This is a genomic window from Veillonella tobetsuensis, from assembly GCF_001078375.1.
Classification (GTDB): domain Bacteria; phylum Bacillota; class Negativicutes; order Veillonellales; family Veillonellaceae; genus Veillonella; species Veillonella tobetsuensis.
In genome coordinates this window covers 1-21,488 of the sequence record NZ_BBXI01000016.1, presented here as the reverse complement: position 1 = coordinate 21,488, position 21,488 = coordinate 1, and the positions used below count along the sequence as shown (strand labels likewise).

The 21,488-nt window shown below is 40.0% G+C and carries 19 protein-coding genes; all 19 read left to right on the top strand.

Features of this window, described 5'->3' with window-relative positions; translation table 11 throughout:
* Positions 1–56: 56 nt before the first annotated feature.
* On the top strand, positions 57–2,366 hold the full coding sequence (gene lon, locus VEI_RS06565; RefSeq protein ID WP_059363517.1) for an endopeptidase La: 2,310 nt from the start codon (positions 57–59) through the stop codon (positions 2,364–2,366).
* The gene (gene yihA / locus VEI_RS06560) at positions 2,366–3,064 is read left to right on the top strand and encodes a ribosome biogenesis GTP-binding protein YihA/YsxC (protein WP_082161464.1); all 699 of its coding nucleotides are present in this window, start codon (positions 2,366–2,368) and stop codon (positions 3,062–3,064) included. Before lon ends, yihA begins: the two co-directional genes overlap by 1 nt.
* Positions 3,061–4,032: a polyprenyl synthetase family protein gene (locus tag VEI_RS06555; protein WP_059363515.1), complete on the top strand. Its 972-nt coding sequence runs from the start codon at positions 3,061–3,063 to the stop codon at positions 4,030–4,032. The genes yihA and VEI_RS06555 overlap by 4 nt, the downstream gene beginning before the upstream one ends.
* Before the next feature lies 1 nt (position 4,033).
* Entirely contained in the window at positions 4,034–4,918 is an 885-nt protein-coding gene (tatC, locus tag VEI_RS06550) for a twin-arginine translocase subunit TatC (RefSeq protein WP_059363513.1), read from the top strand.
* A gap of 22 nt (positions 4,919–4,940) precedes the next feature.
* Positions 4,941–7,598 (top strand): valine--tRNA ligase, encoded by a 2,658-nt coding sequence (locus VEI_RS06545; protein ID WP_059363511.1) that lies wholly within the window; start codon positions 4,941–4,943, stop codon positions 7,596–7,598.
* 9 nt (positions 7,599–7,607) lie between these two features.
* The gene (locus tag VEI_RS06540) at positions 7,608–8,915 is read left to right on the top strand and encodes a bifunctional folylpolyglutamate synthase/dihydrofolate synthase (RefSeq protein ID WP_059363509.1); all 1,308 of its coding nucleotides are present in this window, start codon (positions 7,608–7,610) and stop codon (positions 8,913–8,915) included.
* Between the two features lie 9 nt (positions 8,916–8,924).
* The gene (locus VEI_RS06535) at positions 8,925–10,193 is read left to right on the top strand and encodes an O-antigen ligase family protein (RefSeq protein ID WP_059363507.1); all 1,269 of its coding nucleotides are present in this window, start codon (positions 8,925–8,927) and stop codon (positions 10,191–10,193) included.
* 393 nt (positions 10,194–10,586) lie between these two features.
* Positions 10,587–12,089 carry an acetyl-CoA hydrolase/transferase family protein gene (locus tag VEI_RS06530; RefSeq protein ID WP_059363505.1) on the top strand — a complete coding sequence of 501 codons (1,503 nt, stop codon included), beginning with the start codon at positions 10,587–10,589 and terminating at the stop codon, positions 12,087–12,089.
* A 29-nt stretch (positions 12,090–12,118) separates the two neighbouring features.
* Complete coding sequence (locus VEI_RS06525; RefSeq protein ID WP_059363502.1) at positions 12,119–13,765, top strand: acyl-CoA mutase large subunit family protein; 1,647 nt, start codon at positions 12,119–12,121, stop codon at positions 13,763–13,765.
* Between the two features lie 28 nt (positions 13,766–13,793).
* The gene (locus tag VEI_RS06520; protein ID WP_059363500.1) at positions 13,794–14,189 is read left to right on the top strand and encodes a cobalamin B12-binding domain-containing protein; all 396 of its coding nucleotides are present in this window, start codon (positions 13,794–13,796) and stop codon (positions 14,187–14,189) included.
* A gap of 77 nt (positions 14,190–14,266) precedes the next feature.
* A complete protein-coding gene (gene meaB / locus VEI_RS06515) occupies positions 14,267–15,205 on the top strand; it encodes a methylmalonyl Co-A mutase-associated GTPase MeaB (protein ID WP_059363498.1) in 939 nt (312 codons plus the stop codon).
* Between the two features lie 51 nt (positions 15,206–15,256).
* Positions 15,257–15,679, top strand: a complete 423-nt coding sequence (mce, locus tag VEI_RS06510) for a methylmalonyl-CoA epimerase (RefSeq protein WP_059363496.1) — start codon at positions 15,257–15,259, stop codon at positions 15,677–15,679.
* A gap of 39 nt (positions 15,680–15,718) precedes the next feature.
* Entirely contained in the window at positions 15,719–17,248 is a 1,530-nt protein-coding gene (gene mmdA, locus VEI_RS06505) for a methylmalonyl-CoA decarboxylase subunit alpha (protein ID WP_059363494.1), read from the top strand.
* A gap of 73 nt (positions 17,249–17,321) precedes the next feature.
* Positions 17,322–17,666, top strand: coding sequence for a methylmalonyl-CoA decarboxylase subunit delta (mmdD, locus tag VEI_RS06500; RefSeq protein ID WP_059363493.1), 345 nt, complete (start codon positions 17,322–17,324; stop codon positions 17,664–17,666).
* Between the two features lie 23 nt (positions 17,667–17,689).
* Positions 17,690–17,857 carry a methylmalonyl-CoA decarboxylase subunit epsilon gene (gene mmdE / locus VEI_RS10380; RefSeq protein WP_162837719.1) on the top strand — a complete coding sequence of 56 codons (168 nt, stop codon included), beginning with the start codon at positions 17,690–17,692 and terminating at the stop codon, positions 17,855–17,857.
* Between the two features lie 102 nt (positions 17,858–17,959).
* Positions 17,960–18,343, top strand: a complete 384-nt coding sequence (gene mmdC / locus VEI_RS06495; RefSeq protein ID WP_059363491.1) for a methylmalonyl-CoA decarboxylase subunit gamma — start codon at positions 17,960–17,962, stop codon at positions 18,341–18,343.
* A gap of 73 nt (positions 18,344–18,416) precedes the next feature.
* A complete protein-coding gene (gene mmdB, locus VEI_RS06490) occupies positions 18,417–19,538 on the top strand; it encodes a methylmalonyl-CoA decarboxylase subunit beta (protein ID WP_059363489.1) in 1,122 nt (373 codons plus the stop codon).
* 191 nt (positions 19,539–19,729) lie between these two features.
* The gene (locus tag VEI_RS06485; RefSeq protein ID WP_059363488.1) at positions 19,730–19,987 is read left to right on the top strand and encodes a hypothetical protein; all 258 of its coding nucleotides are present in this window, start codon (positions 19,730–19,732) and stop codon (positions 19,985–19,987) included.
* A gap of 39 nt (positions 19,988–20,026) precedes the next feature.
* Positions 20,027–21,325 carry an SLC13 family permease gene (locus VEI_RS06480; protein ID WP_059363486.1) on the top strand — a complete coding sequence of 433 codons (1,299 nt, stop codon included), beginning with the start codon at positions 20,027–20,029 and terminating at the stop codon, positions 21,323–21,325.
* The last annotated feature ends 163 nt before the right edge of the window (positions 21,326–21,488 follow it).

Below are 21,488 nucleotides of genomic sequence, written 5' to 3'. Positions count from 1 at the left end.
ACTCATTTCTGTGTAGGAATGAGTTTCTTTTCATAATATAAATCCTTGGAGGACATATGAATTTACTAGAAGTAGGTATTCCTACCGTTCCCCTTAGAGGAATGGTTGTATATCCGAATATCGTAATTCATCTCGATATCGGTCGAGACAAATCCATCAAAGCGGTAGAAGCCGCAATGAGCGAAGACCGCATTATGGCTGTCGTATCTCAAAAAGATGACGCCGTTGATGCACCTACGGTTCATGATTTGGCCCAAATGGGTACACTTGTAAAAATTAAACAAATGTTGCGCTTACCAGGTGGTATTGTTCGTGTTCTCGTTGAAGGGATTACTCGTATTCGTGTCATGAACATTACGAGCATGGACCCTTACTATGTAGGGGATTATGAACGTGTACCATCTGTATTTGAAGATGATGTAGAACTTGAAGCGTATCGTCGTTTGGTGCAATCCAAATTTAATGAATGGGCTGATGAGTCTAAATCGATTACAGAAGATGGCATAACTCGCGTTATGGAGCTACGTGATCCATGTGAATTGGCGGATCAAGTGGCGTTTATGTTGCCTATCAATAACGCAAAACAACAAGAATTATTAGAAGAATTATCCGTAGCTAGACGATTGAATATGATTGTAGGTATTCTTAATATGGAGTTACAAATCTCCGATTTAGAAAACTCTATTAATAATCAAGTTCGTCAATCTATGGAAAAGGCTCAAAAGGAATATTTCTTACGGGAAAAAATCCGCGTCATCCATGATGAATTGGGTGATAAGGGCGATCCTGAGGAAGAAGCAGAAGAATTAAGAGAACAATTAAAAGCTCTTAATTTGAGCGAAGATGTTCACATTCGTATTGATAAAGAAATCTCCCGCTATAGCCGTATGCCTCAAATGATGCCAGAAGCGACGATTTTAAGAAATTATCTGGACTGGGTATTAAATTTACCGTGGAATACTGTTTCTGATGATCGCCTCGATATTAACGAAGCTAAAGAGATTCTAGAAGCGGATCACTATGGCCTCGAAAAGGTTAAAAAACGTATACTCGAATTCCTAGCAGTTCGTAAATTAACAGGTAAAAATAGTGGTTCTATCCTTTGCTTGGTGGGACCTCCTGGTGTTGGTAAAACATCCTTGGCGTCCTCTATTGCACGAGCAATGAACCGCAAATTTATCCGTGCGTCCCTAGGTGGTGTTCGCGATGAAGCTGAAATTCGCGGCCATCGTCGTACCTATATCGGTGCATTGCCAGGTCGTATGATTCAAGGTATTAAAAATGCAGGAACTAGAAATCCTGTATTCTTGCTTGATGAAATCGATAAACTAGCATCTGATTATAAAGGTGATCCATCATCTGCATTGCTCGAGGTCTTAGACCCAGAGCAAAACAGCTCATTTAGTGATCACTTTATCGAAATTCCTTTTGATTTCTCTGATGTATTTTGGATTACTACTGCTAATGTGGCATCCAATATTCCTGGTCCATTATTAGACCGTATGGAAATCATCGAGCTTTCAAGTTATATGGAAGACGAAAAATTAGAAATTGCAAAACGCTATTTAGCACCTAAACAAATCGAGAAAAACGGTTTGAAAGATAATAAAATTAAATTATCTGATGCAGTGTTAAAGAAAGTTGTTTCTGAATATACCCGCGAAGCTGGCGTTCGTACATTGGAAAAAACTATCGCTAAAATCTGTCGTAAGATGGCATATCAAGTGGTAGAACAAGGTGTTGAAACGCCGAAGATTTCCATTAAAAATTTACATGAATACTTGGGTGCTCCTATCTTTATTGATCAAGAGCGTGAAAAGAAACCACAAGTTGGATATGTTAATGGTCTTGCGTGGACCTCTGTAGGTGGTGTAGTATTACCTTGTGAAGCCACAACTATGGCAGGTACTGGTAAATTGGCATTAACTGGTAGTCTTGGAAAAGTAATGCAAGAATCTGGTCATGCAGCGATGAGTTATATTCGTCATAATGCAAAAACCTTGAAGATTGATGAAGATTTCTATAAAAAGTTAGATATTCACGTTCATCTTCCAGAAGGAGCAACGCCTAAGGATGGTCCTTCTGCTGGTATTACTATGACCTTGGCCATGGTATCTGCTTTGACAGGCCGTAAAGTAAGAGCTGATCTTGCTATGACTGGTGAAATCACATTGCGTGGCCGTGTCCTACCAATTGGTGGTCTTAAAGAAAAATTATTGGCAGCATTGTCTTATGGTGTTAAAGAGGTTTTCATTCCTAAAGGAAATGAAAAAGATATTCCTGAATTACCAGATAACGTTAAAGAAGGTCTTATTATTACATCTGTAAAGACAATGGATGAAGTTTTAGCAAAGGCACTTGTATAATGCAAAAGAAGAAAAAATCCACAAAACACATGGGTCCAAAACCACAATATACAAGAAAAGAGATTAAAGGACCTCGCATTATAGCGGCAAAATATAATACATCCTGTGTAAAAGCAGATCAATATCCTGAAGGGGATACAGTAGAAGTAGCTTTCTTAGGACGCTCTAATGTGGGCAAATCTTCATTGATTAATTCCTTGTGTAATTATCGTGGTCTTGCCTTAGTGAGTGGACAGCCTGGTAAAACAAAGACGATAAACTATTTTGATATTGAATCAAAAGAGGATATTAGCGAAACGGAAGAACGTCGATATCACTGGTTTTTAGTCGATTTACCTGGATATGGCTTTGCAAAGACAAATAAAGATAACCGTAATATGTGGTCATCCTTTATTTCCGATTATATTTTGCATTCTGAACGCTTGATGTTATTATGCTTACTTATCGATGGGCGTCATCCAGAGATGCCTATTGATAAGGTGGCATTTGATTGGCTCGTTGAGGCTGGTGTACCACTACAAATCGTAGTGACCAAGGTGGATAAGCTCAATGCTAAAGAGAAAGCAGTCAATTTAGCAAAGATTAAGGAAATGTATCCAACGGATACACCGCCGATTATGTATAGCTCGCTAAAACACACTGGTCGTGAGTTACTACAACAACGAATTAATAAAGTACTAGTAGGAGATGAAGCATGAGTAATACGAATCAGTTAGAGATGATGGAACGCATCGCTCTTGATTTAGAGCGTGTTGAACGTGCTCTTGCATCATCTTTTAATACAGGGGCTGAGGATTTTAATGATCTAATCAGACCTTTATCCGAAGCTGGTGGTAAACGACTGCGTGCACAATTATGTTTGCTTATCGCTAATGCAGGTCAATCGATAGAGACAGACCGCATTAAAATTGCAGAAGCTGTTGAAATGTTACATTTGGCGACATTAATTCATGACGATGTATTAGACCAAGCTGAAATTCGCCGTGGTGAAGATACTATTCATAAGCATAAGGGCAATAAGGTGGCTATTTTAAGTGGTGATTATCTTTTTGCCAAGGCATTTCGCATTGTATCTGAAATGCCGCATATGGAATATTTGAAGGTCTTTTCTCATATCATCAGTTGCCTTGTGGAAGGTGAATTTATGCAAATGGAAGATGTATATCGCATCGACCAGGGGATAGAGCGATATATGATAAAGACGCAAAAGAAAACAGCCGACTTTATGGAAGGCTGTATGGAACTCGGTGGCTTATTAGGCGGTTGGTCTAGTGAAGAAATTGGTTATCTTAAACAATATGGTCATGCATTAGGTATGGCGTTCCAAATTACAGATGATATCATGGATTATCGTGAAACATCTGATACAACTGGCAAGCCTGTTGGTAATGATCTTCGAGAGGGGTTATTAACCTATCCATTGCTCAGTATTGTCAATGAAACTAACAAAGATCAACTGCTAGAAGATATCCAAAATCTTAACCATGGTGGCAATGAGCAAGACATCATTGACTATGTGATAGCTCGAGGTGGAATTGATAATACATTGCGCGTAGCCCAACAGTATTGTGATGATGCGTTGTCCGCATTACAGGCAATTCGTGATTTTGAGGGGAAAGAATTTTTAGTATTAGCCGTTCAAAATTTGGCAGATAGAAAGGTATAATATGGAGGCCTTCGAACCTAAAGCTTTCGAATATCCCATTAAGAAACCTTCATTCGATAGTGTAGTTCGGCAAAAGCGACGAGAACAGGCTCAAAAAGCTGAACAGGAACGATATGCTGTTATTGATGCCGATCCGAAAAAAAACCATCCAGAACCGTTGTATACGGAGATGGAACAAAAAATGATGGATGAAGCTGCTAACCTATCGTTAGTAGGTCATTTGTCAGAGCTTCGTAGACGCATTATAATTATGGTCATTTCTATTATTATAGGAACAGGGATAGCCTATTATTATGTAGATGTTTTATTAGATATTTTATTGGCCCCTGCTGGCAAATTATATTATATGCGTCCTACAGAAGCCTTTTTTACCTATATGAAGGTATCTATTGCGGGCGGCATGATTATGGCATCGCCTATCATATTGCATCAAATATGGCTCTTTGTAAAACCTGCGTTGACAGCTCGTGAAAAACATCTGTCAAATTGGATTTTACCAGTAGCCTTTTTGTTGTTTCTAATAGGCATTCTATTTTCCTATGCATTGGTATTGCCCGCTGCTGTTAAGTTCTTTATGGGCTTTGCTACAGATGAGTTACAACCGATGTTTTCTATCGGCCAATATATGGATTTTGTGTTAGCTTTTGTGCTGCCGTTCGGCTTTATATTTGAACTGCCGCTGATGATTATTATTATGGGATATTTTAATTTAATTACATCCCAATTTTTAAAGAAGAAACGCAAACTATTTATTTTGCTTTCCTTTATCATAGGTGCAGTAATTTCACCTACACCGGATATGTTTTCTCAGACTATGATTGCATTGCCGATGATATTATTATATGAAACTAGCCTCTTTGTGTTAGCTAAAGTGATGAGACGATAAGTACTTACTTTCAGGAGGAACGATGAAAACCTACGAAAATTTAACCACCTACAATCCTGGTGAAATCGAAAGTAAATGGTATTCCTATTGGGAAAACCAAGGTTACTTTCACGAAGAAGTGGACACTGATAAGGAGCCGTTTAGCATCGTATTGCCACCACCAAATGTTACAGGTATGTTGCATATGGGGCATGCGCTCGATAATACATTACAAGATATCTTGATTCGTTTTAAACGTATGCAAGGTTACAATGTGTTATGGATGCCTGGCACCGACCATGCGGGTATTGCTACACAAATCAAGGTAGAGGAAATGCTCGCTAAGGAAGAGGGAAAATCCCGCTATGATTTAGGCCGTGAAAAATTCGTAGAACGCGTTTGGGAATGGAAGAAAGAATACGGCGATACCATTGTTAAACAAATTCGCAGCTTAGGCGCATCTTGTGACTGGAGCCGCGAGCGTTTTACCTTGGATGATGGCTACTATCATGCAGTGCGCGAAGTATTCGTAAAACTTTATGAAAAAGGTTTGATTTACCGTGGTGAACGTATCATCAACTGGTGCCCACGTTGTGCTACAGCTTTGTCTGATGTAGAAGTGGAACATGAAGATGAGCATGGCCATTTATGGCATATTAAATATCCTGTAAAGGGGGAAGAAGGCCGCTTTGTTGTTGTGGCTACAACACGTCCAGAAACTATGTTTGGTGACGTAGCAGTAGCTGTAAACCCTGAAGATGATCGTTATAAAGATCTCATCGGTAAAACATTAATCTTGCCATTCGTTAACCGTGAAATTCCTGTCATTGCCGATGACTATGTAGATGCGAGCTTTGGTACAGGTTGTGTAAAAATTACACCTGCTCATGACCCTAATGACTTTGAAATGGGGCAACGCCATAATTTAGAATCCATCGTTGTTATGAACAATGATGCCACAATGAATGAAGGGGCTGGCAAATTTAACGGTATGACACGCGAAGAAGCGCGTAAACAAGTGGTAGCAGAGCTTCAAGAATTAGGTTTACTGGAAAAAATCGATGATCATGACCATGCAGTAGGTCATTGTTCTCGTTGTAATACAATTATCGAACCAATGGTTTCTAAACAATGGTTTGTAGATATGAAACCACTTGCTGAACCAGCATTAAAAGTTGTTAAAGACGGGGACGTTCAATTTGTTCCAGAACGATTTACTAAAACATATGTAAATTGGCTCGAAAATATCCGTGACTGGACGATTTCTCGTCAATTATGGTGGGGCCATCGTATTCCAGCCTGGTATTGTGATGACTGTGGCGAAACTATCGTTAGCCGTGAAGATATTACAGAATGCCCTCATTGCCATGGTCATGTAACACAAGATCCAGACGTTCTTGATACATGGTTTAGTTCTGGCTTATGGCCATTTGCTACGATGGGTTGGCCTGAACAAACGGCTGAACTCAAACAATGGTATCCAACTAGCGTTCTCGTAACTGGTTACGATATCATCTTCTTCTGGGTTGCTCGCATGATTTTCATGGCTCTTGAATTTGAAGATGAAATTCCATTTAAACATGTATTCATCCATGGTCTTGTACGCGATAGCCAAGGGCGTAAGATGAGTAAATCCTTGGGTAATGGTATCAACCCGTTAGATGTTATCGGTGAATATGGTGCTGATGCATTGCGCTTTACCCTTGTAACAGGCAATACACCAGGTAATGACATGCGTTTCTACATGGAACGTGTGGAAGCAAATCGTAACTTCGCCAATAAGATTTGGAATGCGTCGAAATTCGTTCTTATGAATTTGACGAATTATGATGAAAGCTTTGTTCCAACTGAGTCTGATTTGACATTGGCGGATAAATGGATTGTAGAAAAATATAATGAAACTGTACAAAACATTACTGCTAACCTTGATAAATTTGAACTTGGTGAAGCGGCAAGCTCCGTATATGATTTTATTTGGAATACGTATTGCGACTGGTACATTGAACTCGCTAAACCTCGTTTGTATAGCGATGCTAATGAACGCGATCGTCGTACTGTTCAATACTTGCTCGTAACTATCTTGCGTCATATGCTAGAATTGTTACATCCATTTATGCCGTTTGTTACAGAACATATTTGGCAACACTTACCTCACGAAGGGGATAGTATCGTCGTTGCTAAATGGCCGGAAGCATTATCTTTCACAAATCTTACGGATGCGGCACGTCAAATGGAAATTATGATGGATGCTATCAAGGGCATTCGTAACATGCGTGCCGAAATGAATGTACCATTAGGCAAAAAAGCAGAAGTTATTGTGGCCCCAACTGATGCGTCCATAGCACAAGCTGTAGCTAGTCATAGCGATTATTTCGTTACACTTGCTTGGGCTGAAATGGTAACTATCTTAGGCGCTAATGATCCGAAACCAGAAAATGCAACCGTAACAGTTGTAAATGGAATGGAGGTATACCTTCTTTTGAAAGACCTTATCGATGCAGATAAAGAAAAAGAACGTATCGAGAAAGAAAAGGTTCAAATGCAAAAAGAAATTGCACGTTTAGAAGGTAAATTGAACAACCAAGGCTTCCTAGCAAAAGCACCTGAAGCAGTAGTTGCTAAAGAAAAAGAAAAATTAGAAGAATATAAACAAAAACAGCAAGCGTTGTTAGAACGTGAAGAATTCTTAAAAACCTTATAGGAGGTTTATATGACATACGAAGAAGCCTTAGCGTATTTAGAAGATGCTTCATCCTTTGGTATCAAACCAGGGTTGGAGCGCATTCAAGCATTAATGCAAGCGTTAGGGAATCCTGAACGAGATTATAAAATCATTCATGTTACGGGAACTAATGGAAAAGGTTCCGTAACAACATATATTTCGTATGCTCTATTTACCAGTGGATTACGGGTGGGGCGATTTACATCGCCTCACCTTGAATCTTATACAGAGCGTATAGAAATCAATGATGTACAAATCAGCAAGGATGCGTTTGGTGAATTAATCAATCGTGTTTGCCAAGGTGTAGAACAAATTATTGCTGATGGCGTAGAGCCACCTACACAATTTGAAATATTAACAGCAGCAGCATTCTTGTTTTTTAAAGAACAAGGTGTGGACTATGCTGTTGTTGAAGCTGGCTTAGGCGGATTGCTTGATTCAACTAATATTGTGAAACCGATAGTTTCCGTTATAACCAATGTTACACTAGATCATCAAGCCTATTGTGGTGATACGGTTGAAGAGATTGCTAAACATAAGGCGGGGATTATTAAAGAGGGCGTTCCTATTGTAACTGCTGCACAAGGTGGACCATTAGGTGTTATCGAAGAGGCCGCGAAGGACAAGCATGCGCCATTATATATCTTCAATAGAAAGTTTGGCATTGATAGTCGCAGTGTAGTGCCGGGTGGTCAGATTATGACCATCAGTGCAGTCGATGCGGCACCGGCTATGTTGTTTACAACAATGGCTGGTGTTCATCAGTCTGTTAATTTAGCATGTGCCCTACAGGCAGTTCGTCTTGTAATGGAACAGGATGATGCTATTAGCGAAGAAACAATGCGTGAAGGCTTTGCTCGTGCTACTTGGGCTGGTCGCTTTGAAATCAAAAAAGCCTTGGATAGAACATTTATTTTTGATGGAGCTCATAATGTTGCGGGCGCAGAATCTTTTAACATAACTTATCAAGAATTGTTTGAAGATAAACTAAAAACAATTGTAATGGCTATTTTGTCGGATAAAGACGAAAATGGTATTATCCGTGAGGTTGTAAAACCGAAGGATACGGTTATTGCTGTGGCAGCGCCTACACCTCGTACGGAAATACCAGAACAGTTGGTGGAAAATGTCCGTCAATGTGTTAAACAAGTTGTGGCCCAAACGGAAGAGTCCGTAAGCGATGCTCTAGAGTTAGCCTTACGGTCAACTCAAGCTGGAGATAACATTGTTGTATGTGGATCATTATATATTCTTGGCGAAGCTCGTGCTTGGTTACAAGACCGCCTGAGCCACTAGGTAATTATTATGGAACACTCATTATTTCCAACAGAAACGAAATTAAAGTTTTACATTGAACGGCTTATTTATGGTGTAGTTATTGCTATGCCTTTGCAACCAATGGTGGGGGATGTACTCTTATGGCTTGCCATAGGAATTGCTTTTATTGATTTAGTAAGGCGGCGCAATCTTAGCTTGCCTACAGGTTGGTTGTCTTGGACGGTTATGTTTTTTGTCCTATGGACTGGTGTATCTGCTGCATTATCTGATAATGCTCAATGGGCTTTGACGAGCTGGTTTTATCAAATTATAGCAGGTGGTGGTATATACTATCTAGTTCGGACGTATATTAGCACACCAAAACAATGGCGCTATTTTCTTCAATGCGTATTAGGTACTGCGATTCTTGTATGTTTTATTGGGGTTTATGAATATATTTTTGTTCCCAATCAGCATATTAATGAATGGGTAGATGCCACCCAATTTCCAAAATTGATGCGCCGCATGTCGTCGACATTGATGAATCCAAATCTACTAGGTGCTTATCTATTGATGATCCTCAGTGTTAGTATTAGTTATTTATTGGTATATTGGAAAGGGTTAACAAATAAAATCTTATCGAAAGCCTATAAGAAACAGATTTATATGATGATACCTGTAGCTCTTATATTATTTGTTACCTTGCTATTAACCTATTCACGGGGCATCTGGATTAGTTTTGGTGCTATGGTGATATATTGGGGCATCTTTGTGGAGCGCCGTTTGTTACTATCCCTTTTAGCAGTTCCAATTATTCTTTATTTCTATGATGGGGAAATTGCGACCCGCCTTTGGTCTATATTCCAAGGTCATGATACATCTGCTGATCTGCGATGGGCTCTGTGGGATAGTACCATGTATATTGTTCGTGAGAATCCTATGTGGGGGATTGGATGGAATACATTCTATTTAGTTTATCCTGATTATAACTACTATATTCAAGGTCCCAATGTATTGATGTATCATGCACATAATTTATATCTCAATATGTTGGCAGAAATAGGCATACCAGGATTGATTTCTTTTATAACTGTATTATTAGGACATGTTATTACATCTATACGATTGCAAGGGGATGTATTCCGTAAAGCTGCATCAATCGGTGTAGGGGCTTTAGCCGTAGGGGTCCTTGTAAGTGGATTGTCCGATTTTGAGTTATATAGTCATCAAGTAACGATTACATTTTGGTTATTGATGGGGTGGGTAGGTGCTTTTGTGAAAGCACAGCAAAAATCTACCACAATTAATCATAATTAAAACGCATCGAAACTTTTCGATTGAAAGCAGAAATCCTCAAGATTTAATAATTCAATATTCCATAGACGTCAGTTTGAACATAGTGGGGCAAATCGAAGAAACTCTATATCCTGTATAGTGTTTCTCGATTGCCCCTTTTTTTTACAATATATATGAAAAGTATATCGATAATTCCTGTAGGTTATAACGATGTGAATTTAATTTATGTGAAACATGAAAAATCCATGACTTTTAGTCATAATACCATATAAATATGTGACAAAAAATACATTTTATGCATATAAGTTGACAATGAACTTGTAAAAGCATACGATGAAGTAGGTTTAAGGAACGAGTTAGACCAAGAAATTGATCAACTGTCGTTTAACAAGGTGATTTGAAGGAGATGGTACGATGATAGACATCAAAGATCGCGTTAAAAATGCGGCCCTCCAAGGCAAAATTGTCTCAGCTTTTGAAGCAGCTCAATTGATTAACCCTAATGATAAAGTTGGTATTTCCGGCTTTACTCCATCTGGTTATGCAAAAGCTGTACCTTTAGCTTTGGCAGAAAGAATGGAAAAAGAACCATTCAAAATTGATTTATGGACAGGTGCTTCTGTAGGTGATGAAGCTGACGGTGCGTTAACACGTGCTAATGGTATTAACCGTCGTTTCCCATATCAAACTAATGGGGATACACGTAAAGCTTTAAATAGCGGTGCGGTTAAATACATCGACATGCATTTGAGCACAATGGCACAAAATGTTCGTTATGGTTTCTTCGGTGATTTAGACGTTGCAATTATTGAAGTATGTCAAATCAATGAAGATGGCTCCTTAGTACCTACTACATCTGTTGGTAACTCTCCAACATTTGTTAGCAAGGCTAAAAAGGTAATCGTAGAAGTTAACGTATCTCAACCATTGTCCTTGGTTGGTATGCATGATATCTATGAACCACTTGATCCACCATTCCGTAAACCAATTCCATTAGAAACAGCTGGTGATCGTATTGGTACTGAAGCAATCCCTTGTGATCCAAGTAAAATTGTTGCAGTAGTTGCTTGTGACGTTCCTGATACAACTAGACCATTGGCTCCTATCGATGATGATGCGAAAGCAATGAGTCAACATCTTATCAACTTCTTCGAACAAGAAATTGCAGAAGGTCGTTTACCTCAAAACTTGCTTCCATTACAATCTGGTGTAGGTTCTGTAGCAAATGCGGTAATCAGTGGCTTGGCTAAAGGTCCATTCACAGATTTGTCCATTTACACAGAAGTAATCCAAGATGGTATGTTCGACTTGATCGATGCTGGTAAAGTAACTGTATGTTCCGGTACTGCATTAAGTCCTTCTCCAGATGGATTAAAACGTTTCTATGCTAATATCGACGAATACCGTAAGAAAATTATTCTTCGTCCGCAAGAAATTTCTAACAACCCTGGTATCGCACGTCGTATTGGCGTTATTGCCATGAATACTGCAATTGAATTTGATATTTTTGGCAATGTAAACTCTACTCATATTATGGGTACAAAAATGATGAACGGTATTGGCGGTTCTGGTGACTTTGCACGTAGTGCATATCTCACTATTTTCTGCACTAATTCCGTTGCTAAAAATGGCGACATCAGTTCTATCGTTCCATATGTATCTCATGTGGATCACCCAGAACATGACACTATGATTTTCTGTACAGAACAAGGTGTTGCTGACTGTCGTGGTTTGAGCCCAGTGGAAAGAGCTCGTTTGATCATTGAAAAATGTGCTCACCCAGACTACAAACCTATGTTAACTGAATACCTCGAAAAGGCACTCGCTGCAACTAAAAATGCCCATACACCAATGTTGCTCGACGAAGCTCTTTCTTGGCATAAACGCTTCACAGAAACTGGAAGCATGAAAAAATAAACCTGTTTTTTTAGGAGGATGATGAAAACATGGCTTACGAAAACTTAAAAGCCCAAATTGCTGAGTATAACAAACTTTGTGACGAAAGAAGTGCAAAAACTCCAGAACGTCAAAACTTGAAATACAACCGTGTGTACACACCAGTTGATATCGAAGGCTTTGACTATGAACGCGATTTGGGAATGCCTGGCGAATTCCCTTACACTCGTGGCGTACAACCTACAATGTACCGTGGTCGTTTCTGGACTATGCGTATGTATGCAGGCTTCGCTACAGCAGAAGAATCCAATAAACGTTACCGCTACTTAATCGAGTCCGGTGCAACTGGTCTTTCCTGTGCATTTGACTTACCTACACAAATTGGTTACGACTCCGACGATGTTGTTGCAGAAGGCGAAGTTGGTAAAGTAGGTGTAGCGATTGACTCCTTGAAAGATATGGAAATCTTGTTCGACGGCATCGACCTTGGCAAAGTATCCACATCCATGACAATCAACGCTCCAGCGTCCGTTTTGTTGGCAATGTATATCGCAGTAGCTGAAAAACAAGGCGTACCATCCACAGAATTGATGGGTACAATTCAAAATGATATTTTGAAAGAGTACGCAGCTCGTGGTACTTACATTTTCCCTCCAAAACCATCCATGCGTTTGATCACTAATATCTTCGAATATTGTTCTCAAAATGTTCCAAAATGGAATACAATCTCCATTTCCGGTTACCATATCCGTGAAGCAGGTTCCACAGCAGCGCAAGAAATCGCATTTACAATTGCTGATGGTATTGCGTACGTAGAAGCAGCTTTGAAAGCTGGTCTTGACGTTGACTCCTTCGCTGGTCGTCTTTCCTTCTTCTGGAATGCTCATAACAATGTACTTGAAGAAGTTGCTAAATTCCGCGCATCCCGTCGCTTATGGGCAACTATCATGAAAGAACGTTTTGGTGCTAAAAAACCAAAATCCATGATGCTTCGTGTACATACTCAAACAGCTGGTTCCATGTTGACTGCACAACAAGTTGATAACAACATCGTTCGTGTTGCTCTTCAAACTGCAGCTGCTGTAATGGGCGGTACTCAATCCTTACATACAAACTCCCGTGACGAAGCATTGGCTCTTCCTACAGAAGCATCTGTACAAGTAGCTCTTCGTACACAACAAATCGTGGCTTACGAATCTGGTTTAGCTGACGTAGTTGACCCATTGGGTGGTTCCTACTATGTAGAAGCTATGACTAACGCTATCTATGACGAAGCTATGTCTTACATCAAGAAAATTGATGAAATGGGCGGCGCTGTAGTAGCAATCGAAAAAGGCTACATCCAAAAAGAAATTCAAGAATCCGCTTACAAATGGCAAATGGAAGTAGAATCTGGCTTGCGCACAATCGTTGGCGTAAACAAATTCCAAGTTGAAGAAGAAGCTCCAAAAGACTTGCTTCGCGTAGACGCTTCCGTAGGTGTTAACCAATCCAAGAAAACTCAAGCAGTTCGTGCTAACCGCGACCAAGCAGCAGTTGATGCAGCATTAGCAGCTCTTAAAGTTGGTGCAGCTGACGAAAACGTTAACTTGATGCCATTAATTCTTGACGCAGTTAAAACATATGCTACTTTGGGTGAAATTTGTAATGTATTGCGCGAAGTATTCGGTGAATATGAAGCTCATTCCACATTATAATATCGGCTAATTTCGGAGGTAATAAATCATGGCAGAAAAACGTATTAGAGTAATCGTAGCAAAACCAGGTCTTGATGGTCATGACCGTGGTGCAAAAGTAGTAGCACGCGCACTTCGCGATGCTGGTTTCGAAGTAATCTACACAGGTCTTCGTCAAACTCCAGAACAAATCGTTGAAGCAGCTCTTTCTGAAGACGTTAATGTAGTTGCATTATCCCTTCTTTCCGGTGCTCACAACACATTGTTCCCTAAAATCGTTGAGCTTTTGAAAGAAAAAGGCATGGGTGATGTATTAGTAATCGGTGGTGGCGTTATTCCTGATGCTGATATTCCTGGCTTGAAAGAAGCTGGCGTAGCAGCTGTATTCACACCTGGTACACCAACTGGTGATATTGTAAAATTCATCAACGAACACGTAAAATAATTAATAGGATGAGAGGGGTTCAACTGGAATAGCTGACTCCCCTCTATTCCCATATTCTAAGATAGGTGGTGAGGCGAATGGATTTAGTTAAAGGCCTCTTTGAAGGTTCTCGACTAGCCTTAGCACGGTCCATTACCGCTGTAGAAAATGAGTATGATAATGCCATCGAAATAATGAAGGCCATTTACCCTAAAACAGGGCGTGCACGTATTCTCGGTATCACAGGGGCCCCTGGTGCTGGTAAAAGTACTTTGACCGATAAAGTAGTAAAACACTACTTAGATCAAGGTAAAACAGTCGGCATCGTTGCCATCGACCCAACTAGCCCATTCTCAGGTGGCGCTATCTTGGGGGACCGTATTCGTATGAATGATTTAACATTAAACGAAAATGTTTTCATTCGAAGCATGGGTACGCGTGGTAGTCTTGGTGGTTTATCCAAAAAGACTGCAGACGTTGTTAAATTAATGGATGCCTTTGGCATGGATATAGTTATCATTGAAACTGTAGGCGTAGGTCAATCCGAAGTAGATATCGTAAAAAATGCAGATACTACATTGGTTGTACTTGTTCCAGGTCTCGGTGATGATATCCAAGCTATTAAAGCGGGTATTCTTGAAATCGGCGATGTATTTGCTATCAATAAAGCTGACCGAGATGGTTGCGATCGTTTGAATGTTGAAATTGAAATGATGCTTGACCTTGACTCTCGTGAAGTAAAATGGCGCCCACCAATTAAGCGCACAATTGCTAGTAAAGACCAAGGCGTAGATGAACTCATCGAAGCCTTAGATGAACATTTTGAGTATCTTGAAGATTCTGGTGAATTGGAATCTCGTCGCGCAGAACGTACTCGTGATGAAATCATCGCAATGATTAATGAACAAATTGGTCGTTATGTAGCTGAAAAAATCATTACAAGCGACGAATTTAATAGCCAAGTGGCAGCTGTCAATGAGCGTGAAAACGACCCATATACAGTTGTTAACGGCGTAATGACAAGCGTGCTAAAGTAGACGGCGACTACTTAGCATTAGAGATTTAGCCTTAAAAAGGAGATAATCGAAATGGCTTTTAAAGTATTACAAGTGGATCACATCGGTATTGGTGTTAATGACTTAGCAGCAACTAAAGAATTTTATAAAAATGCTTTAGGTATTGAACATCTTCCAGAAGATGAAGTAGTAGAAGAACAAAAAGTAAAAGTATCCTTCTTCCCATGTGGCGATGCTGAATTAGAATTCTTAGAAACTACTACTCCAGATGGCCCTATCGGTAAATTCATCGAAAAAAATGGCGGCCGTGATGGTATCCAACACGTTGCATTACGTGTAGATAATATTGAAAATGCTATTGCTGATCTTATGGCAAAAGGTATTAAAATGATTGATGAAAAACCTCGTTACGGCGCAGGCGGCTCCGCTATTGCATTCCTTCATCCTAAAGCGACTGGTGGCGTTTTACTTGAACTTTGTCAACGAATGAAATAAAATAATAATGTAACAAGTTTTTTTTATGGAGGTGCTGACATGCAAACAGTGCAAGAAAAAATCGAGTTGTTGCACGAAAAGCTAGCTAAAGTAAAAGCTGGTGGCGGTGAAAAACGCGTTGAGAAACAACATGCTCAAGGCAAAATGACTGCTCGTGAACGTTTGGCGAAATTATTCGATGACAACTCTTTTGTTGAACTTGACCAATTTGTTAAACATCGCTGTGTTAACTTCGGTCAAGAGAAAAAAGAATTACCAGGCGAAGGCGTAGTAACTGGTTACGGTACTATCGATGGTCGTTTGGTATATGCATTCGCACAAGACTTCACCGTAGAAGGTGGTTCTCTTGGTGAAATGCACGCTGCTAAAATCGTTAAAGTACAACGTTTAGCAATGAAAATGGGTGCTCCTATCGTTGGTATCAATGATTCCGGCGGTGCGCGTATCCAAGAAGCAGTAGATGCTCTTGCTGGTTACGGTAAAATTTTCTTTGAAAATACAAATGCATCTGGCGTTATTCCACAAATTTCCGTAATCATGGGACCTTGTGCAGGTGGTGCTGTTTATTCTCCAGCATTGACTGACTTCATCTACATGGTTAAAAACACATCTCAAATGTTCATCACTGGTCCTGCAGTTATTAAATCTGTAACAGGTGAAGAAGTAACAGCTGAAGATCTTGGTGGTGCAATGGCTCACAACTCTGTGTCCGGTGTTGCTCACTTTGCAGCTGAAGATGAAGATGATTGTATCGCTCAAATTCGTTACTTGTTAGGTTTCTTGCCTTCTAACAACATGGAAGACGCTCCATTGGTAGACACTGGTGATGATCCAACTCGTGAAGACGAAGGTCTTAATAGCTTGTTACCTGATAACAGCAACATGCCTTACGACATGAAAGATGTTATCGCTGCTACAGTAGATAATGGTGAATACTATGAAGTTCAACCATTCTATGCTACAAACATCATCACTTGCTTCGCACGTTTTGATGGTCAATCCGTTGGTATCATTGCTAACCAACCAAAAGTAATGGCTGGTTGCTTGGACATCAATGCATCTGACAAATCTTCCCGTTTCATCCGTTTCTGTGATGCTTTCAATATTCCAATCGTTAACTTCGTTGACGTTCCTGGTTTCTTGCCTGGCACAAATCAAGAATGGGGCGGTATCATTCGTCATGGTGCTAAAATGTTGTATGCTTACTCTGAAGCAACAGTACCTAAAATTACTGTTATCACTCGTAAAGCATACGGCGGTTCCTACCTCGCAATGTGTTCCCAAGACTTAGGTGCTGACCAAGTATACGCTTGGCCTACATCCGAAATTGCTGTAATGGGTCCTGCTGGTGCAGCTAACATTATCTTCAAGAAAGATGAAGATAAAGATGCTAAAACAGCTAAATACGTGGAAGAATTCGCAACTCCTTACAAAGCTGCAGAACGTGGCTTCGTAGATGTTGTAATCGAACCAAAACAAACTCGTCCAGCAGTTATCAATGCATTGGCTATGCTTGCAAGCAAACGTGAAAACCGTGCTCCAAAGAAACATGGTAATATTCCATTATAATTCGATTCGGTAAATATATCATCGAATTTGGGAGATACCTTTCTTTACTAATTTTTTAGAAAGGGGAATGATTATGGAAGGACAAGCAGTTACTACCAATCCTTGGCTAATTATGGCTATTAATATGACAGTTGTGTTTGTGGTGCTAATTCTTTTAGGCGTATTGATGCAAATCGTGCATATGATCGATCCTACTAAGAAAAAAAAAGCCCCTGAAGCAAGTACAACTGTAGCAGCTCCAGCAGCAGCTCCTGTAGCAACGCCAAGTGCATCCGCTCAAAATGAGGATGAAGTAGTAGCAGCTATCGTAGGTGCCATTGTGGCGATGGGGTACTCATCTGAACAAATTGCATCTATTCGACCTACAGCAACTAGTGCTAAATGGCGCTTAGAAGGTCGTTTAAGCGGTAGAGGTTAATATTATTTTAGGAGGCATTTGTAATGAACAATGCTACAGCAACTAACGGTAAAGCTCCATCTCAAGATGTAGTAGCGGTTATCGTTGGTGCATTATCAGCAATGGGTTATTCCGCTGATCAAATTGCGCACATCCGTCCAATTGTAAGCTACAACTGGAAAATGGAAGGTCGCGTACGTGGTACTCGTTAACAGTGTCACTTAATTCGGTAATCGATAGGATTATCAGATTAATATGTGTAAATAAAAATTTGTAAGTATTGTGTAGACATACACATTTTGGAGGAATTTAAGATGAAAAAATTCAATGTTACAGTAAATGGCACAGCATATGATGTAGAAGTTAATGAAGTAAAAGGCGCAGCTCCTGCAGCAGCTCCTGCAGCAGCTCCAGCAGCAGCTCCTAAAGCAGCTCCTGCACCAGCTCCAGCTCCAGCTGCAGCAGCAGCTCCAGTTCCAGCAGGTGCTGAAACTGTAAAAGCTCCAATGCCTGGTAAAATCCTATCTGTAGCAGTATCTGCTGGCCAAGCAGTTAAAAAAGGCGAAACTTTGTTGATTCTTGAAGCTATGAAAATGCAAAACGAAATCGCAGCTCCACATGATGCTGTAGTTTCTGAAGTTCGCGTATCTGCTAACCAAACTGTATCCACTGGCGATGACATGGTTGTTCTTGGCTAATACCAAGTATTGTAGTATGGCGCGGGTGCGCCGCGTCATATGACAATTTTATATTTGTGAAAGGGGAACGCATATGGAGGCTTTTGCTGTTGCGATTCAATCTGTTATAAACGATAGCGGGTTCCTCGCATTTACAACGGGCAATGCTATTATGATTCTTGTAGGTTTAATCCTATTATATTTGGCATTTGCTAGAGAGTTTGAACCATTATTGTTGGGTCCGATTGCGTTTGGTTGTGTACTTGCTAACATTCCTCGTAACGGTTTTGAAGAAGGCGTTATGGCACTTATTAGTGCAGGTATCTCCCAAGAAATCTTCCCACCATTAATTTTTCTAGGTGTAGGTGCAATGACTGACTTTGGTCCGCTCATTGCGAACCCTAAAACATTGCTTTTAGGTGCTGCTGCACAAATCGGCGTATTCGTTGCTTTAGGTGGCGCAATGATGCTTGGCTTTACAGCTCAAGAAGCAGCTGCTATCGGTATCATCGGTGGTGCTGATGGCCCTACATCCATTTATTTGGCTACTAAACTAGCTCCTCATTTATTAGGTGCAATCGCGGTTGCTGCATATTCTTATATGTCCTTAGTACCGTTGATTCAACCACCTGTAATGAAGTTATTCACTACTCAAAAAGAACGTGAAATTGTTATGGAACAATTGCGTGATGTTACACGTTTTGAAAAAATCGTATTCCCAATTGTTGCTACAATCTTCATTTCCTTATTACTTCCTTCCATTACATCCCTTTTAGGTATGTTGATGTTAGGTAACTTGTTCCGTGAATCTGGCGTAACTGATCGTTTGTCCGATACATCTCAAAATGCGTTGATCAATACTGTTACTATCTTCTTAGCAACTGGTACTGGCTTAACAATGAGTGCGGAACACTTCTTAAGTGTACAAACGCTCCTTATCATTTGCTTAGGTTTGGTTGCATTTATCGGTGGCACAGCTGGTGGCGTATTATTTGGTAAGTTGATGAGCATGGTTGACGGTGGTAAAACTAATCCACTTATTGGTTCTGCTGGTGTATCCGCGGTTCCAATGGCAGCTCGTGTATCTCAAGTAGTAGGTGCAAAAGCTAACCCAGCAAACTTCTTGCTCATGCATGCTATGGGTCCGAACGTAGCTGGTGTTATTGGTACAGCAGTAGCAGCAGGTACAATGCTTGCTATGTTGTCTAGCCATTAATTTAATATTTATTCACCAAGGTGTGCCTTTTGCGGTACACCTATTGGTGAATAAAAAAATCTCTTAATAGTATTTAAACATACAAAAAAGAGGGATATTAGCAATAAATGCTTTGTCAGATCGGTCATTAGGTGATACAAGAATTCACACAATAACCTTTCAGTGCTTTTTGATATAGTAGAGGTGGTCACTTGGTATCTATAGAATTAAAAATACTGATTTGTTTTATTTGGGCATTTATTGTATTTTTTATTACTGCACTGATTATCGGTAATGAAGGAAAAGCTAAATGGTTTCAACGTAGAACTAAATATACTTGGTTTAATCGCCGAGGATTTTTAGGGGAAGCGTTATTTTTTGGCTATCCTAAAACTAAAGAGGGTTATGGTATAACTTTTATGATGGCTTGTGCTATTAGCATTGTAAGCTATCTTGTGTATCTCATATAACTATAATCAGTGCATTTCTCTGAAGGGAGATGATGATGTATGGGTACTGCAGAACAAACCTTAATCGTCCTTGCAGTCATGGCTGTTTTATTCGTTACGGAAATTATTCCATTAGCTATTACTTCTTTAGGCGGTGCTATTACTCTAGGCCTTATGGGGATTATTACTCCTAAGGTTGTATTCTCTGGTTTATCTGATAGTACAGTTGTGTTGTTCGCTGGCATGTTCGTTGTTGGTGCTGCATTGTTCTACACTGGTTTAGCTCAAAAAATTGGGGAAACAGTAGTATCTCATGCAGGTACTAGCGAAAATGGCTTAATGCTTGCCATCATGGTTGTTACGGCAACTATGTCTGCATTCTTGTCCAACACTGGTACAACAGCTGCATTACTTCCAGTAGTTGTAGGTATCTGTGCTGTTGCGAAGATTCCTGCTTCTCGTCAATTGATGCCTTTAGCATTTGCTGCAGGTATCGGTGGTATCATTACAATGGTTGGTACACCTCCAAACATTATTGTAAGTGGTACATTGGCTAAATTTGGTGAAAAACCATTTGGTTTCTTTGAATTTGCTTGGATCGGTATTCCTTTGACTATTGCTACTATTGCATTCATGATGCTCATTGGTAAACATTTATTACCTAAACATGAAATTCAAGATGCTGGCGAAGTTGAACAAGAGGTAGCTGCTGAAGATATTTCTAACGATCCTAAGAAACAATTATTCTCTGGTCTTATTCTTTTAGGCGTAATCATCGCTATGATTTTAGGTGACTTCCTAAAAGGCTATGGTATTAACTTACCATTGAGCATGGTTGCAGTTATTGGCGCAATGCTTTGCGTATTAACTGGTTGCTTGAACGAAAAACAAGCTTACACATCCATTGACTGGGTAACAATCTTCTTATTCGCTGGTATGATGCCAGTAGCAACTGCACTTGACCAATCTGGTGCAGGTAAAATGATTGCTAATGCAGTAATCGGCGTTATGGGTTCTGACCCTAGCCCTTACTTTGCAACAGCTGTATTGTTCATTTTATCTTGTGTTATGACTCAATTCATGTCTAACACTGCATCTTGTGCATTATTGGCTCCGATCGGTATCTCCATTGCTCAAGGTATGGGCGCTGACCCTCATGCAGTATTGATGGCTATCGGCGTTGCTGCATCTTGTGCATTTGGTACACCTGTAGGTACACCTCCAAATACATTAGTACTTGGTCCTGGCCAATACAAATTTACAGACTATGTAAAAGCCGGCGTTCCATTGATCTTAGTTTGCTTCGTAGTAAGCTTAATTATTATCCCAATGGTATGGCCATTCTTCCCTGGTAAATAATAGGGGATAGGTTACTCTACTATACAAGCACACACGAGGTCGAATCGTAAGATTCGGCCTCGTTTTTTAGGCTCTCTGTCAAATGTTGGGGTGTTCACCCTACGAGCCTTCTTTGGCACCAATCATATGTATGGTTGGTGCCATTCTTTTTGCTCAAAAGTAG

What these genes read in the sequence shown, in the direction of transcription:
- lon (WP_059363517.1), top strand. Translation starts at nt 57, where the DNA reads ATGAATTTACTAGAAGTAGGTATTCCTACCGTTCCCCTTAGAGGAATG.
- yihA (WP_082161464.1), top strand. Translation starts at nt 2,366, where the DNA reads ATGCAAAAGAAGAAAAAATCCACAAAACACATGGGTCCAAAACCACAA.
- VEI_RS06555 (WP_059363515.1), top strand. Translation starts at nt 3,061, where the DNA reads ATGAGTAATACGAATCAGTTAGAGATGATGGAACGCATCGCTCTTGAT.
- tatC (WP_059363513.1), top strand. Translation starts at nt 4,034, where the DNA reads ATGGAGGCCTTCGAACCTAAAGCTTTCGAATATCCCATTAAGAAACCT.
- VEI_RS06545 (WP_059363511.1), top strand. Translation starts at nt 4,941, where the DNA reads ATGAAAACCTACGAAAATTTAACCACCTACAATCCTGGTGAAATCGAA.
- VEI_RS06540 (WP_059363509.1), top strand. Translation starts at nt 7,608, where the DNA reads ATGACATACGAAGAAGCCTTAGCGTATTTAGAAGATGCTTCATCCTTT.
- VEI_RS06535 (WP_059363507.1), top strand. Translation starts at nt 8,925, where the DNA reads ATGGAACACTCATTATTTCCAACAGAAACGAAATTAAAGTTTTACATT.
- VEI_RS06530 (WP_059363505.1), top strand. Translation starts at nt 10,587, where the DNA reads ATGATAGACATCAAAGATCGCGTTAAAAATGCGGCCCTCCAAGGCAAA.
- VEI_RS06525 (WP_059363502.1), top strand. Translation starts at nt 12,119, where the DNA reads ATGGCTTACGAAAACTTAAAAGCCCAAATTGCTGAGTATAACAAACTT.
- VEI_RS06520 (WP_059363500.1), top strand. Translation starts at nt 13,794, where the DNA reads ATGGCAGAAAAACGTATTAGAGTAATCGTAGCAAAACCAGGTCTTGAT.
- meaB (WP_059363498.1), top strand. Translation starts at nt 14,267, where the DNA reads ATGGATTTAGTTAAAGGCCTCTTTGAAGGTTCTCGACTAGCCTTAGCA.
- mce (WP_059363496.1), top strand. Translation starts at nt 15,257, where the DNA reads ATGGCTTTTAAAGTATTACAAGTGGATCACATCGGTATTGGTGTTAAT.
- mmdA (WP_059363494.1), top strand. Translation starts at nt 15,719, where the DNA reads ATGCAAACAGTGCAAGAAAAAATCGAGTTGTTGCACGAAAAGCTAGCT.
- mmdD (WP_059363493.1), top strand. Translation starts at nt 17,322, where the DNA reads ATGGAAGGACAAGCAGTTACTACCAATCCTTGGCTAATTATGGCTATT.
- mmdE (WP_162837719.1), top strand. Translation starts at nt 17,690, where the DNA reads ATGAACAATGCTACAGCAACTAACGGTAAAGCTCCATCTCAAGATGTA.
- mmdC (WP_059363491.1), top strand. Translation starts at nt 17,960, where the DNA reads ATGAAAAAATTCAATGTTACAGTAAATGGCACAGCATATGATGTAGAA.
- mmdB (WP_059363489.1), top strand. Translation starts at nt 18,417, where the DNA reads ATGGAGGCTTTTGCTGTTGCGATTCAATCTGTTATAAACGATAGCGGG.
- VEI_RS06480 (WP_059363486.1), top strand. Translation starts at nt 20,027, where the DNA reads ATGGGTACTGCAGAACAAACCTTAATCGTCCTTGCAGTCATGGCTGTT.